This is a genomic window from Prosthecobacter sp., from assembly GCF_020439865.1.
In the GTDB taxonomy this organism is placed as follows: domain Bacteria; phylum Verrucomicrobiota; class Verrucomicrobiia; order Verrucomicrobiales; family Verrucomicrobiaceae; genus Prosthecobacter.
On sequence record NZ_JAGRPF010000135.1, the window covers coordinates 55514 to 69860 of the forward strand.

Annotated in this window: 10 protein-coding genes; 5 read left to right on the top strand and 5 right to left on the bottom strand. The window is 59.9% G+C overall.

The window, feature by feature from the left end; all coding sequences use genetic code 11:
* Positions 1-92: 92 nt before the first annotated feature.
* The 4 genes from KDL09_RS15975 to KDL09_RS15990 all read left to right on the top strand — a co-directional run bounded on the left by KDL09_RS15975 (position 93) and on the right by KDL09_RS15990 (position 2800).
* Positions 93-1406 carry a PQQ-binding-like beta-propeller repeat protein gene (locus tag KDL09_RS15975; RefSeq protein ID WP_294387179.1) on the top strand — a complete coding sequence of 438 codons (1314 nt, stop codon included), beginning with the start codon at positions 93-95 and terminating at the stop codon, positions 1404-1406.
* A 205-nt stretch (positions 1407-1611) separates the two neighbouring features.
* A complete protein-coding gene (locus tag KDL09_RS15980) occupies positions 1612-1965 on the top strand; it encodes a hypothetical protein (protein ID WP_294387181.1) in 354 nt (117 codons plus the stop codon).
* A gap of 109 nt (positions 1966-2074) precedes the next feature.
* Entirely contained in the window at positions 2075-2449 is a 375-nt protein-coding gene (locus KDL09_RS15985; RefSeq protein WP_294387183.1) for an NADH-quinone oxidoreductase subunit A, read from the top strand.
* A gap of 33 nt (positions 2450-2482) precedes the next feature.
* On the top strand, positions 2483-2800 hold the full coding sequence (locus KDL09_RS15990) for a Dabb family protein (RefSeq protein ID WP_294387186.1): 318 nt from the start codon (positions 2483-2485) through the stop codon (positions 2798-2800).
* A gap of 9 nt (positions 2801-2809) precedes the next feature.
* Here KDL09_RS15990 and KDL09_RS15995 read toward each other — a convergent pair whose 3' ends face one another.
* From KDL09_RS15995 to KDL09_RS16010, 4 genes are read right to left on the bottom strand one after another with little or no spacing between them, the layout of a single operon-like run.
* Positions 2810-3889 (bottom strand): lipocalin-like domain-containing protein, encoded by a 1080-nt coding sequence (locus KDL09_RS15995; protein ID WP_294387189.1) that lies wholly within the window; start codon positions 3887-3889, stop codon positions 2810-2812.
* 1 nt (position 3890) lies between these two features.
* On the bottom strand, positions 3891-6428 hold the full coding sequence (locus tag KDL09_RS16000) for an FtsX-like permease family protein (RefSeq protein WP_294387192.1): 2538 nt from the start codon (positions 6426-6428) through the stop codon (positions 3891-3893).
* Positions 6425-7090 (bottom strand): ABC transporter ATP-binding protein, encoded by a 666-nt coding sequence (locus KDL09_RS16005; protein ID WP_294387195.1) that lies wholly within the window; start codon positions 7088-7090, stop codon positions 6425-6427. The genes KDL09_RS16000 and KDL09_RS16005 overlap by 4 nt, the downstream gene beginning before the upstream one ends.
* Before the next feature lie 37 nt (positions 7091-7127).
* Positions 7128-7727: a riboflavin synthase gene (locus KDL09_RS16010; protein ID WP_294387198.1), complete on the bottom strand. Its 600-nt coding sequence runs from the start codon at positions 7725-7727 to the stop codon at positions 7128-7130.
* A gap of 99 nt (positions 7728-7826) precedes the next feature.
* Between KDL09_RS16010 and KDL09_RS16015 the strand changes: the two genes are divergently transcribed.
* Positions 7827-10439, top strand: coding sequence for a DUF1549 and DUF1553 domain-containing protein (locus KDL09_RS16015; protein ID WP_294387201.1), 2613 nt, complete (start codon positions 7827-7829; stop codon positions 10437-10439).
* 35 nt (positions 10440-10474) lie between these two features.
* Here the strand turns inward: KDL09_RS16015 and KDL09_RS16020 are convergent, their stop codons facing one another.
* Positions 10475-13897 carry a CARDB domain-containing protein gene (locus KDL09_RS16020; protein WP_294387203.1) on the bottom strand — a complete coding sequence of 1141 codons (3423 nt, stop codon included), beginning with the start codon at positions 13895-13897 and terminating at the stop codon, positions 10475-10477.
* Between the last annotated feature and the right edge of the window lie 450 nt (positions 13898-14347).

Below are 14347 nucleotides of genomic sequence, written 5' to 3' on the forward strand. Positions count from 1 at the left end.
GATCGTTGAGGGATACGGCTGGATGCCGCGAACCATGCATGCTCTTTTCCCATGCGAAAGAATTTCCAGCCAGCTTCGTCAACTTCAGGCCCATGATCCGCACGCCAGCTCTCACCTCTCTCCTTTTTGTCCTGCTGTCCTCTCTCTCGAGCGCCCAGCCGTCCACCACGCCTTTGTTCTGGCCGGCAAAGAACGGCCCTACGCATGACAGCATCGCACCTGCGGCGGATGCTGCACGGATCCCGCTGGAGTGGGACGGAGGGTCGGGCAAAAACATCGTCTGGCGCACCGAACTCGAAGGCGAAGGCCATTCCTCTCCGGTGATCGGCGGTGACATGATCTGGTTCACCGCAGCCACAACCGACGGCAAACAGCAGTTCGTCTATGGCATCGACCGTAACAGCGGAAAGATCGTGCATCACATGCTGGTCTTTGAAAATCCCACGCCCGAGGAACTGGGCAACCCGCTGAACAACTACGCCGCCCCGTCGCCCGTTCTGGAGGCAGATGCTCTCTACGTTCATTTCGGCACCTACGGCACCGTGCGAATCAACCCTGCCACGGGCGCTAAAGAATGGGAACGTCGTGACATCAACGTGCGCCACTTCCGTGGTCCGGGCTCGTCTCCCATCATTCATGGCGACCTCCTGATCCTCACCTTTGACGGGATCAACGAGCAATTTGTCACCGCACTCGACAAAAAGACCGGAAAGACCGTCTGGAAAACCCCCCGCTCCACCGACTACGGAGATCTCGACAAGGACGGCCACCCCACTCGTGATGGAGACATGCGCAAAGCCTACCACACTCCTGTGGTGTTCGAAATCGCGGGCAAAGAAGTGCTCGTGTCAGTCGGCTCGCGCGCCGCGTTTGGTTATGACGTCAACACAGGCAAAGAACTCTGGACCATCCGCCACGGCGGCTTCAATGCTGCCATTCCGCCGCTCCGCCTCGACAACCTCCTCATTCTCAACACAGGTTCCGAACGTGCCCACACTCTCGGTGTTCGCATCGACGACAAAATGACAGGCGACATCACCGAAAGCCACGTCCTCTGGGACCGGGAAAAACGCAATGCCAGTGAATCCGCCCCTGTGCTGGTCCACGGCATTTTGTTCCAAACCACCCGCGGAGGCATCGTCAGCGCGGTCGAGGCCAAGACCGGCAAAGATCTTTGGGAAGACCGACTCGAAGGCCAGCACCTGCCCTGCCCGTTGGTTTTGGGTGATAAACTGCTGTTTTCCAATGATCGCGGACAAAGCTTCCTCGTTCGTGCCTCAGCTGAAAAGTTCGAACTCGTAGGCAAGAACCAGCTCGCCGAACCCATCACCTCCTCCCCGGCAGTGGCAGATGGAGCGCTGTTCATCCGCACCAAAAAAGCGCTCTACAAGATTTCCGCCAAGTAGCCCTCCTCAAGGGCTGGAGACTTGTAACCACTTGAATTTCCGCACTTTGCCCCTGCAAAGTAAATACCGTCTCATGGATGCCAGTTGTTAAAAACGCCTTCCAATGGCGAATTCTATCGCTGCGCATGCCGCGTAGGAGAAAAATCCGTCTATACTCACAAAACCGTCGCAAAGACACCGATAATGTGGTAGGCTGGTGGTCCATATGCCTACTACCACACCGACACGCAAGACACGCTTTTCCCGTCGAGTCCCTGATCATGTCACGGACGAGTTAGTCAATGTCCTCTCAAAGCCGGAGACATATGAATTTAACACGTTGTTTGGCTTGGTTTACGACAACCTCAAGCTGAAAAATGCAGTGAGCGGTGGCGAAGAGATGCTTCGTCTGCGCTCCTACGAAAAGCTGCAGAATCTGGTTAGCCGTGGTCTCTGTGCCAAGGTGGCCAAGACCTACCGAGGCCTCGAAGGTCTCCGCGCCGCGCACAATGCCGCGATCGCCGCCCGTAGTGCCGCTGTGGGTGCGCGCAGTGCAGCCGCCTCTGCAGCTCGCCGTTAAGCCAGCTTTTCCTTTTCGGGCCGTCCTGCCTCCGTGCAGGACGGCCCTTTTTGTTTCCGAGTTTGACGCTGCCCCGCCTCTCGCTACCCATTTGCAGTCATTCGCCCCCATGTTTGAGAACTACATCCCCGTACTGCTCCAGATCGTCATCGCCGGTGGTTTTGCCGTCGTGACCCTGATCGCCTCGGCGCTCCTCGGCAAGTCAGCCAAGCGCAATACCATCAAGGACTCCGCGTACGAGTGCGGTATGCTTCCGGTGGGTGACAGCCAGCCGCGCTTCAGCGTGAAGTTCTACATCGTCGCGATGCTCTTCGTGCTGTTCGACATCGAAGTCGTCTTCCTCTATCCTTGGTCCATCATCTACAAGGACTACCTCGCCGCCTTTGGACCTTCTATTCTGGCCGTGGCCACGGGATTCGTCTCGATCTTGCTAGTCGCCTTCGTTTACGCCTGGAAGAAGGGTGTCCTGGATTGGAAATCGTAGTCGGATCCTGCTGCGGACACACTTGTTGCTTCCATGATTGCCTACCTCAGCCTGTTTCAGCTCAAGCCTCAGGTGACCGAGGAAAAGCTTGAGAACATGATGTCGCAGACCCGAGTGATGCTTCTGCGCGTTCCGGAGGTGCTTACGGTCAAAACTGGAAAGCGGGTCAATCCTTCCGAACCGTGGCCATGGTTCGTCTATCTCGAAGTCGAGAGCATGGATAAGCTCGCCATCTGCCAGGACGACCCGCACTACATCAAATTCCGCGAGGAAGTCCTCAAGCCAAACATTTCCGAGCAGGAGTCCACTGCTTTCGAGATGGAGCCGCGCAAGGACGTCAAATACTCGTAGCCTGCGAGGTCATTTCGTTCCCGAAGACAGATGTCCGGCTAGGTCGCCGGTGTAGCCTGCGAGCTCCAAAAACGCCCGGCCTGTCACCCGCCCATTTGAATCGAGCACGTCGCAGGCACCTTCCCAATACGGCAGCCGGGTGATTCCGCCGTCCTGCTCCTGATCCTCTGCCAGAGGTCTTAGCTCATACGATTCGCCCTCAAATCGGATCCGCACTGAGATCGGATACTCCGCGCCATTTCGCGGGCTTTTCCAGGTCGCCAGCACATCGCAAGAAAAGTCATCGCTCGCGAGTTGCCGCACCCTCCCGTCTCGCTCAATCACCGCCAGCGTCGAGGCTGCGTCCTTCGCGCCGTCTTCACGCCGCATGCGATACACCATGACCTCGCGGCCATCCTTCAGTTGCAGCGCCGCCCAGTCCCAGCCCACTTGGCCTGCCTCCAGTTGACTGCTGCTGAACTCGTGATCCATCCACGCCTCGCCGTTCACCGCGTGCTCTGACGGTCCCAGATTAACGGTGCCTGTCGTTTTCAAGCGTGGCCATGTCAGGTAATGACTCGCCGCTGATTCCGAGGCGCCTTTGCGCGACACACCGTCTTTTCCGAACACCACCAACGGCTTCACGGGTTCCAGTTCGAGTCGCATCAAAACCTCGCCCTTCACCGTCGCCGTGATGCGCAGACGCTGCGTTGCCTCGTCCAGCTTCAGCGACCAATTGCCGTTTCTCGCCGCCAGTGTCTTCTCGGACGACACCGCATCCCATCCCTCGCGATTCAGCCGCTCTTCGTGCATGAACTTGCCCGTCTTCGCATCGAGCAGCGCGGCGTGCGCAAGATGCAAGTGCAGCGTCTTGCCATCCTCGCGGCGAGCCTGCCGGAAAAACGTCACCTGAAAGCCAAATCGAGCCCCGTCTTTCGCATCCAGATGTCCCGTCACATACCACCACTCTGTGCGAAACTCCGGATGACTTCCGTGATCGCGGGGAAACTCGAATACCCGCCCCGGCTTCGGGATCGCAAATCCATCCGCTGTCGTCTGCGCCCGCAGCAACGCCGTCATCGAGAGAAAAAGGATCAGCCAGGTCTTCATGTCATTCCTCCGTGTGTTCTGCCGGCAGCATCGTCGCCCATCGTCCGACCAAGGCGGCCACCAGCACGCCGACCGCAATTACGGCGACACCCAACGCCACCAGATGCCACCACACCGCGTGAAATTGAAGCGTCCAGCCAAAGCACTGCTTGTTGATGCGATACACCAGCAGCCACCCCAGCCACAAACCGGCTGCGATGCCGGTGAGCGCGCCCGAGCATGCCACGCCGAGACCTTCCAGCGCCGCTGATCGTGCCATTTCGCTGCGCGTCATTCCCAGCGAGCGCAGCGTGGCCAGCTCCGGTCGCCTCTCCAGCAGCAGGCTCGTCAAAGCTAGGCCTAGGCCGGCCACGGCCACGACCACGCCGATGACCTCCAGTGCATGCGTCACAGAAAACGTCTGTCGGAAAATGCGCAGCGCTTCGCTGCGAAGATGCGCATTGGTGAACACGCTCAGGCCCGGCTGCGCACGCTGAATGCGATCCCGCACCGATTCCGCATCGATTCCCGGCTTGAGCATGATCGCCACCCGCCAGGCCTCGTCCGAGTCGAACCACTCGCGAAACGCCTCCGCCGGCAGCGCGAGCGATCCACGCTCGTTGCCATACTCGGCATTCATCGCGACCACGCGGACCTGATGTCCTGCGAGCTCGATCGCATCCCCCACGCGAGTTCCGAATCGTTCGCTCCAGCTCTCGCTGATGATGGCCGGTGTGATTCCATCGTCGGCCTTCCACCATTCATTTTTTTTCGGCGTCTCCACCCATGCATACAACTCGTGCTTTTGGGCGAACGCCGCGTTCGTTCCGAGCACGAGCACTTCACCGCCGTTCCAAAGCATCGTCCGCGCCTGCACGTATGCCAGTTCCGCCACCGCCGAATCCTGCACGAGTTCCGCCACCGTCTTCGTCGAGATCGAATGCGTGGACGAAGCGCTTTGAGCGCCTGCACTGCTGATATAGATGTCCGCCTTCATCGTGCGGTCGATCCAGCCGCGCATCGTGTGGTCAAAACTCGCCACCATGACCGTCATGCCCGTCGTCATCGCCACCGCGCTCGCGAGTGCCGCCACGGCAAAGCGATGCCGCACTGTCGGCCGCCTCAGATGGGAAAGCGCGACGCGCCAGACCGCCGAGAGCACCTTCCTCCTCGCGATGAACCGCAGCATCGATCCCGCTGCCAGTCCCGCACCCACCAGCCAGAACAACGCCGCCGCGTAACCCGCCAATGGCAGCCGTGTGCCGCTTTCAAACCGCAGCACCGGCAGTTGCACCAGCATCAGCGCCGCCAGCATCAGCGCCCAGCCGGTCCACTCCACGCGCCACACCGTTCCACCTTCGAACGGCGTCGCGTGTCGTCCGAGCATGTGCGCTGGAGGCGTGCGTGCCGCCATTCTCGCCGGCCACCATGCGGCGATCAAACTCGCCACGATTGAAATGGACAGCGCCAGCGCCGCTTCGCCTGCGCTCAGCGTCGCCTGTTGCTCACTCGTCGCCCCATACAGCGCATTCATCGTCTTCGTCACCCCGCCGACCGCACCTTGGGCACCGAGCCAGCCGAGGAACACACCCAGCGCGCCGCCGCACAACCCGAGCAGCGCTGCTTCGATCAGGAATGCCAGTTGAATCTCCCGGTCCGTCACACCCAGCGACTTCAAGATGCCAATCTCTTCGCGTCGTCGCAGCACCACACCATCCAGCGCCTGGAAAATGAGATATCCTCCCACCAGCAACGCCAGCAACGAAAGGATTGTCAGGTTCAATCGAAAGGCCTGCGTCATTGTGCCTGCAAGCTGCCTCCGGTTTGCCCCGCCAGTCACCCGCCAGCGCGATCTGAGCAATTCGCCGGTTTCTTCGCGGAGATTCGGAAACAACTCGCTGTCCTGCGCCAGAACTTCGACTCGATCCACCTTGCCACCTCTCATCAGCAGCGTTTGAGCCTCCGGCAAGTCCATCAACAACAGGTGTTTTGGCAAAGCAGGCACTCCCGGTGTCTCCGGCACCACACCAGCCACCTTCAGCGCGATCACGCGATCATCGACGATCAGCTTCAGTTCCTGTTCCTCCTTCACACCGAGCTGGGGACTCACATAAACGCCGGAGCGCACGGCCTGCATATTAGCCCCGAGTCCTGCAGGTGCCTCGCCACGCAGATTCAGCAGCGCTACGAAATCCACACCCAGGAGCCGCCACGTCGGACGCGATCCAATTTCACCATTCCCAGCGTCTGCGGCGGGCGTCACCGTTTCCTCCACCGCCGGCAGCAAAGTGACGGGACGATGCGACAGCACTTCGCGCATCTCACGAAGATCTTTTTCATGTAAAGATCCGCTCACCGCTCGCACCGTCCAGTCCGGCTGTCGGGTGATGCCGTCTGTGAACGTCTCGAAGCCCGACAGTGCCGCATTGCTCGCCAGACGCACCGCCAGATATACGCTCGATCCCAGCGCCAGGATCAGCATCAGCGCGATCTGCTGCCGCAAGGCCAGCCGCCAATGACGCAAGGCGCAGCGCTTCAAGATGAGCAGCACCGTGCTCATGCGCCCTCCACGATTTCACCGTCCTGCATGCGCAGTACGCGCTCGCAGTTCTTCACCGCCTCCGGGCTGTGCGTCACCAGCAGCATGGCCGCGTTCGTTTCGCGCACGATCTCCGCCAGCAGATCGAGCACCTGGGTTCCCGTGACCGAATCGAGACTGCCGGTCGGCTCATCGGCCAAAATCAACGCGGGCCGATGCACCACCGCCCGCGCGATCGCCACGCGCTGCATCTCTCCGCCTGAAAGCTGCCCCGGCAGCGCCGCAGCCCGGTGCGAAATGCCCACGCGCTCCAACAGTTCACGCACGCGCTTTTCCCGCTCGCCCGACGCCACGCCGAGCAGTTGCAGCGGCAGTTCGATGTTTTCCGCCGCGCTCAGCGTCGGCAGCAGATGGTAGAACTGAAACACGGTGCCGATATGCCTGCGCCGCAGATGCGCGAGCTCATCTACGCTCAAATCACCGAGCACATGGCCCGTGATCGTCACGCTGCCGCTGTCTGCCCGGTCCACGCCGCCGACACAATTTAAAACCGTCGTCTTGCCGCTGCCCGACGGTCCCAGCAGAGCAACGCGCTCACCTTGTTCCAGTTTGAACGACACACCCCGCAGGATCGGGCGCTCCGCGTAGGACTTGGTGAGGGATTTGACTTCGAGAACAGGCATCTGAGGAAGGAAACGGCCTGTCCGGCCTTGTGGACGCTCACTTCATCGCCCGCATCAACTCGCGCACATATTTGCCAAGCATGTCGAACTCCACGTTCAGCCGGTCGCCCGGTTTCTTCGTGTGCAGGTTCGTCAGTTGGAACGTGTGCGGGATGATCCAGCAGACGACGGTGCTCTCCGTTACTTCAGCGGCGGTCAAGGAGATGCCGTCGAGGCAGATCGAGCCCTTCGGAATGATCAGGCCACGCTGCTCCGCCGGAATTTCCACCTCCAGCCGATGATCCTGTCCGTGCTCGCTCCAGTCGAGCACCTTCACCGTCGCATCCACGTGCCCTTGCACGAAGTGGCCGCCAAACCGCGCGCCCATCGCCATGGCGCGTTCCAGATTTACCAGGGAACCGGGTTTCAGATCACCGAGACTTGTCACCTTCAGCGTTTGCATCAGCAGATCAAAGCACGCCGTCTGCGCGGCGGCATCTTTGGTCGTCACCGTCAAACAGCAGCCGTTCACCGCCAAGCTTTCGCCATCGACCAGTTCGGCCGCCATCGCGCCGACCTTCAACGTCAGCCGCGCGCTTTCGCCGCGTGGCTCCAGCGAAAGGACCGTGCCGGTGGTTTCAACAAGACCTGTGAACATGCTCCGAGATAAACGGGCAAACCGCCGCTGTCGATGCGCTCTTGGCTCAAATCTTCGCCGGGGAAGGATCATGCACGGCCGGGCCGTATTGATCCCGCTGTGTCCAGCCGCCTCATCCACCTCGGTGCGCTCCTGCTCTCCACGAGTCTCCTCTCGGCGGAGCACTGGGCTTTTCAGCCGCTGAAGCCCGGGAAAGAGCAGGATATCGATGCCTACATCAAGAAAACGCTCTCGCAGCATGGTCTGAAGCCTGCACCACGTGCAGACGCTCGCACCTTGATCCGCCGTGCGCACTTCGACCTCACCGGCCTCCCTCCGTTGGACGTGTCCGACACGTCCGACCTGTCTGACCTAGCCTACGCCAACCTTGTAGACTCCCTTCTCGCCTCGCCGCACTACGGTGAACAATGGGCCCGCCACTGGCTGGATGTGGCGCGCTATTCGGACACCAAGGGCTACGTCTATGCCCGCGAGGAGAAGAACTGGGTCCACGCGACGCCGTATCGCGACTGGGTCGTGAGTGCTCTGAACAACGACATGCCCTACGATCGATTCCTGCTCCTGCAGATCGCCGCGGATCAGGTCGTGCCGCCGAAGTCGCCCGACCTCGCGGCGATGGGCTTCCTTACTCTCGGACGACGTTTTCTCGGTGTGACCCATGACATCATCGACGACCGCATCGATGTCGTCACCCGTGGCACGCTCGGGCTCACCGTCGCCTGCGCTCGCTGCCACGATCACAAATTCGATCCCATTCCGACGCGCGACTACTACGCGCTCTACGGCGTCTTCCAGAGTTGTGCGGAGGCGCTTGTGCCTTGCACGGACAGCGAAGACGCCGAACTCGCGGCGCTGGTGAAGAAAAATCGCGATTTGATGACGAAACGTCGCGAGGAGCAAATGGCACGCACGCGTGCGAGGGCCGCCGACTACATCGCGGCACAGAATGAGCTCGATAAATACCCAGAGGAAGTCTTCGGCCAGCTTCTCGACGAGAAGGATCTCAATCCTTTCATCGTGCATCGTTGGAAGGCCTGGCTGGAAAAGCATCCGGGGGTCAAAATCACCGACGAACTTCTCAAGCGTCCCGACTCGCCCGCCTTTGTTCCCGACGAACACATCGCGAACAACGAGATGTACTTCCCGAATGGCGTCACCACCGAGTTGTGGAAGTCGCAGGCCGAGGTTGACCGGTTCCTCATCAAAAACACCACAGCGCCGACTCATGCGACGATCTTGGTGGATCGCGCCACACCGAGCACGCCGCGTGTGTTCACGCGTGGCAATCCACTCACCAAGGGAGACGAGGTTCCGCGTCATTTCCTGAGCCTGTTCGGCGATCAGCAGCCCTTCAAGATCGGCAGCGGTCGCCTGGAGCTCGCGCAGGCGATCAGCGCTCCCAACAATCCGCTCACCGCCCGTGTGATGGTGAACCGTATCTGGCAGCATCACTTCGGTCGTGGTCTGGTCAGCACACCGAGCGACTTCGGCAAGCAAGGAACACTGCCGAGTCATCCTGAACTCCTCGACTGGCTCGCCACCGAGTTCATCCGCAGCGGCTGGAGCATCAAGCACATGCATCGGCTCATCATGCTGTCGCAGACCTATCAGCAGAGCAGCCAGGCGAACGACCCACGCGATCCCGACAACAAGTTCCTCGCCCGCTTCACTCCGCATCGTCTCAGCTTTGAAGAAGCACGCGACACGTGGCTCGCCAGCGCAGGGCGGTTGAATTTGCGTGCCGGAGGGCGACCCGAACCGTTGTTCGCTTCCAGCAACACACGCCGCACGCTCTACGCGTTCGTAGATCGTGAGAACCTTCCCGCGGTCATGCGCACGTTCGATTTCGCAAACCCCGATCTCTCCATTCCGCAACGCGCCGAGACCACGGTGCCACAGCAGGCGCTTTTCGGCATGAATCATCCGTTTGTGGTGCAACAAGCCAAGGCGCTGGTGAAAAACGCTCAAACACAGAGCACCGACGAGGCGCGAATTCGTTTCCTGTATGACCGGCTGTTTCAGCGCAAACCCACCAGCGATGAAGCAGCCTCAGCATTGGCATTCGTGAGCATCAACCCCGAACCTGTCCTCGCCGGATCAGATCATTCCAAGGTCTGGCAATACGGTTTTGGTGAATGGGATGAGAACACTGGACGCGTGAAGCAATTCCAGCCGCTGCCGCACTTTAACGGTCACGCGTGGCAGGGCGATGTGGACTGGCCGAATGCAAAGCTTGGCTGGGCCCAACTCACGGCTGATGGCGGACACCCGGGAAATGACCGCAAGCACGCCGTCGTGCGTCGCTGGATCGCGCCTGCGGATGGAAGCTACGATCTGCGTTCCACCCTGATCCACGACCCGAAGCCCGGCGACGGCATCCGCGCCTTCGTCAGTCATTCACGGCTCGGCAAACTGCTCAGCACGAAAGTGCATGCCTCCACAGCCGACCTCAGCCTTGCGGCCATCTCGTGCAAAGCCGGTGACGCGCTCGACTTCATCGTCGACATCGACGTCGCGCTGAACAGTGATCAATTCCAGTGGTCGCCGCAGATCAGCGCGAGCACGGCCATCGCTGGTTCCGGCGGCGACAGTGTCGCCGAGGTGTGGGATGCGCGAAAAGATTTCGGCGAACAGCCCAAAGTGAGCCTGAATGCCTGGGAACAGCTCGCTCAGGTGCTCATGCTCTCGAACGAGTTCATGTTTGTGGATTGAGTGCCTGCATTGGCGAATATGAGGTCCACAACAGTTCACTTCACCACCACTCGGTAAAACACACGGCCACCCGGAGGCGTCGTTGCATCAGTGACGGAGTTCTGAGGGGGAGTAGGTTCGACATCATCCGCCACGATTTGCCACGCGCTTAGGTCGAAGGATCGTTCCACCCGATAGAGCCGTCCGACCACTGGGGCCCAGGAGATGGCGCTGGTTGAGATTCCAGTTTCAGCGCTCGTGCTAGTGTTGAACTGACCAACGCCAAGTTTTGATTGGTTGTTGTTCGGGTCTGTGCCCGAGAGAAATTCAGCCAACGCATCAAAGCCATCCCCATCCGCATCCAAAGTTGCATTGGCGGGATTCGAATCACTCATGCCGTGGGATTGCTCCCACCACCTCGGGATACCGTCACCATCGTCATCAATCCAAAGGTTTAGCGCAAATGGCGATTCGTTGTTCTCCAGATCGATGTCACTCGCGAAATCCTCTTCATCAATGACCAGCAGATATGCCCGATCTCCTTCAGGGTGCGTGCCTGCGATCAGGTCAAAGGGAATGTCCACCGACTGCCCCGGTGCCAGTTGGCTCACGCTCGTCTCCGCCAGCGTCGCACCGCCATCCGCTGCTTTCAGCCGCAGCGTGGTCACGGGAGATTCCGGGGCGGAGAGATTCCGCACTTTGACCACGACCCGCGCCGAGCCATCCCGCAGCACCGAGCCCGACTGATATTCGAGAGCAAGATCCACCCCGTTGATGGGCAGGGCTAGAGTGTTGTTAGTTTCATCCGACTCCGACACCAATGAGGCAGGATCAATCTTGAGATGAATTGTCCGCGCCTGTTCAGGTTGAGGCACGGTCCAGTTTAGCGTCACCTCGGTTTCCGCCGCAGCTTCCAACCAGCCAGGTATTATCTCGGCTCCAATCAAGGTTCCTCCATTGTCCGGATCCCCGTCATAGAAGGCCACTTCCACGTTCGAGACCGCCAGATTGCCTGAGTTTTTCACCCGCGCCTTCAGTGTCAGTGCATCGCCGGGAAGGAAGGTGGTGCCATCTGCAGTCAGACCTTCTGGGACAGCTACCAAGTCTCGCACAAGCGCACGCTTCGCCAGCATCAGATCCACCTGTCCAGGCTGCGGCACACCTTCCACCTCGATCACGCCTCCGCCCTCCACGACCACGTTCTTCGTGACCTTGGTGATCTGCACGTTGTTGTAGGCCAGCGTCAGATTCCCCGCCGCATCCCACACCGGCGCAAAGGAACGCTCCAAGTCGGAGTCTTGGGAGAGAAAAGAGTCCTGTCCCCAGGTGCCTGAGGCGGGATCATACACCCGGTAGTGAGCGTCTGCGCCGTGCTCCGTCATCTCCTGCCAGATCAGCGCCAGATTCCCGGCAGGACCGATGGTGGCCGCGAAATCCTCGAAACCCATGTCCGTCGAGCCAGTCCGCACCACGGTCGGAGTTCCGGCGAAATTCACATCCATCACCAGATCATCATTGCGTGACCAGACGGCATACACATTCCCTGCCGCATCCAGCACCACGCGAGCGTTGCGGTCAGGCACCGCATCGGTCGTGTGGCGCGTCGCTGCCCCCCATATGCCGGTGGTGGCATTGTATAGCCGGTAAAAAACCTCTGCCGCTTCGTAGCCCTCTGCCTCATCATCCATGTCCAGGGTCCAGGCATAGACGCCCTTGTCACCCGCCGCCGCCAGGCTCTCCGAAAGCTCACCGGTCAGGTCGGTCACCAGCACCTCGGCTGCCGACCATGTCTGCGTGGCCCGGTCCCAGCGCCGGGTCATCACCCGCATGTTCGTCACTGCTCCCGGCGCTCCCGTGCCATCCGTTTCATTGGCTTCGTTTTGGTTCCAGGTCAGCAGCAGGTCACCATCCGCCAGCGGTCCCGACAATTGTGGTTTGAAATCCAGGAACGCGTTGTCCGTCAGCGCCTCTGGCGTTGACCATGTAGCAGTAGCGTTATCCCAGCGGCTCCATACGATTTCCATCTGCGCCGACATATCCTCCGGCTCCACACCCGCGAACCCGGCATCTTTGACTCTCGCAAAGACAGCCATCGCATTTCCATCCCCATCATAGGCGACCTGAGGATCGAACTGTCCTCGAGGGTCGCTGGAAATTGATTCAGGTGCCGACCACATGACACCGTCAAACCGAGAAAAGGCCACCTCGGTGAACTGCACCGTGCTGGCCGCTCCCGTGTCCCGCACATAGAGCAGCATCAACTCATTCCCACGGCCAGCCAAAGCCGGTTCCGACTTGGGAAAGACATTCTCCAGCAGCGGAAAGGTCGCCTCCACCGGCGTTTCGGGATCACTCGGGATCATCATCGCCGCCACCCCGCCGCCCTCGGGCGCGCTGTTCTCCTCACTCACGGACTGTCCCATGCGGATGAAAGCGTCCAAGCCTGACGAGGCTTCTCCTGGTTCATTCGTCTCTGATGGCGGTGCCTCAGGTGGCGCTGCCATGAACTTCTCCTCACCCACCTGCCTCCAGGGGCGCACCATCGGCCGCCATCCTGCGGTTGCATTCGAGGTCGCTGCCAGCACACCGACTTCTTCAGCGGGCGGTGCCGCCTGAGCGTTCATGCTACTCGCTGAATCATTGGGAAATTCGATAAACACATACTCCGTTTCAAAATCGAAAACCCACAGAGACACTTCGATCCCCGCATAGGCTTTGACTCGCAGCTCTTTGAAAAACTCGCCGGGTATCCCAAACTTGATGCGCGGTTCACCACCCACATAAATCCGAAACTTTTTGCTTTCATACTCTGCTTCCACCGCGCCTGTACCCGTCAGTTCAAAGCTCGTTACTCCAAAATCAGGATAGGCCTCCATCTCCAATTCGCCATTGAGGCCCGGTTTGAACCATATCTGGACCGTGACTGCCTTGAGTTTCTTCTTGGCCCATTTGACCCGGTCGGTCACCAAATGAACCACAGGTCCAAGGAGTGAGAAGGGAGTAAAATCGGCGATTTTGTGCTTGCCGCTCAAGGCCAATGCGGCACCTACTTCGAAGCCGGAGAAATCAATGCCATGGCTGATTGAGGCCGTGCCCTTGCCCTTGCCTTTGATCTCCGCACTAATGTCATCCATCGGTCCCAACTGGAGCTTGAAAGCTGAGTATTTGCTGGACTCACCCTCGAACTCACTGCCAATTTCCATTTCCCACTGACGGGTTCTTATATGGTAGGAAAACTGTCCTGCCACGCTGACTTCTCCACCCATGGTGCCCAAAACCGGCAGGGTGAACGCGCCTGCTGGCTTGTTTTGAGGAAAGGCGAATTTGAGCTTCAAAGAGAGTCCCTCAGATGATTTGTTGGCACCTGTCAGGTAAGCCCTCAGGGCATTGGGCAACGGGATCACCGCCACATCCACCAGACAAGGCGTGGAAGCCTGGGGCGTCGTGCCCGACCCTGGCGGCAGGCCGTAGGCCACCACGGAGATGGCATTCGCACGCTTTTGGAGCGTCGGGCTGAAATGCTGGTCCACGGAGAAAGTCGCCTCGTATTCAGGGCCATCACCTGTGTTGGAGTGGCTGCGGGTGCCGTTGGCAAAAAATTCGACATATTGCGGGATGAAGCCGTTCCAGTTCACACGCGCCTTGGCTTTGAACTCCACACCCCAGCCCGGCAAAAAGCAGCCATCCGGGTCCAGCTTCACCCATTCGACCACGGGACCGGTGCCCACTGGGGAGAGCGGGATGTTTCCCACATCCACCGAATGCTGACCCACGCCCACCTGGACCTGCACGGGCTGGGAGGCATAACCCGTCGCGCTGGCGGTCAGGGTGGTACCCGCCGTCAGATCGACATTCGCGAGCGTGAAGATCCCCTGGCCGTTGCTCGTGGCCGTCGCTCCCGCCAGAGTCACCGTGGCACCGAACAAGGG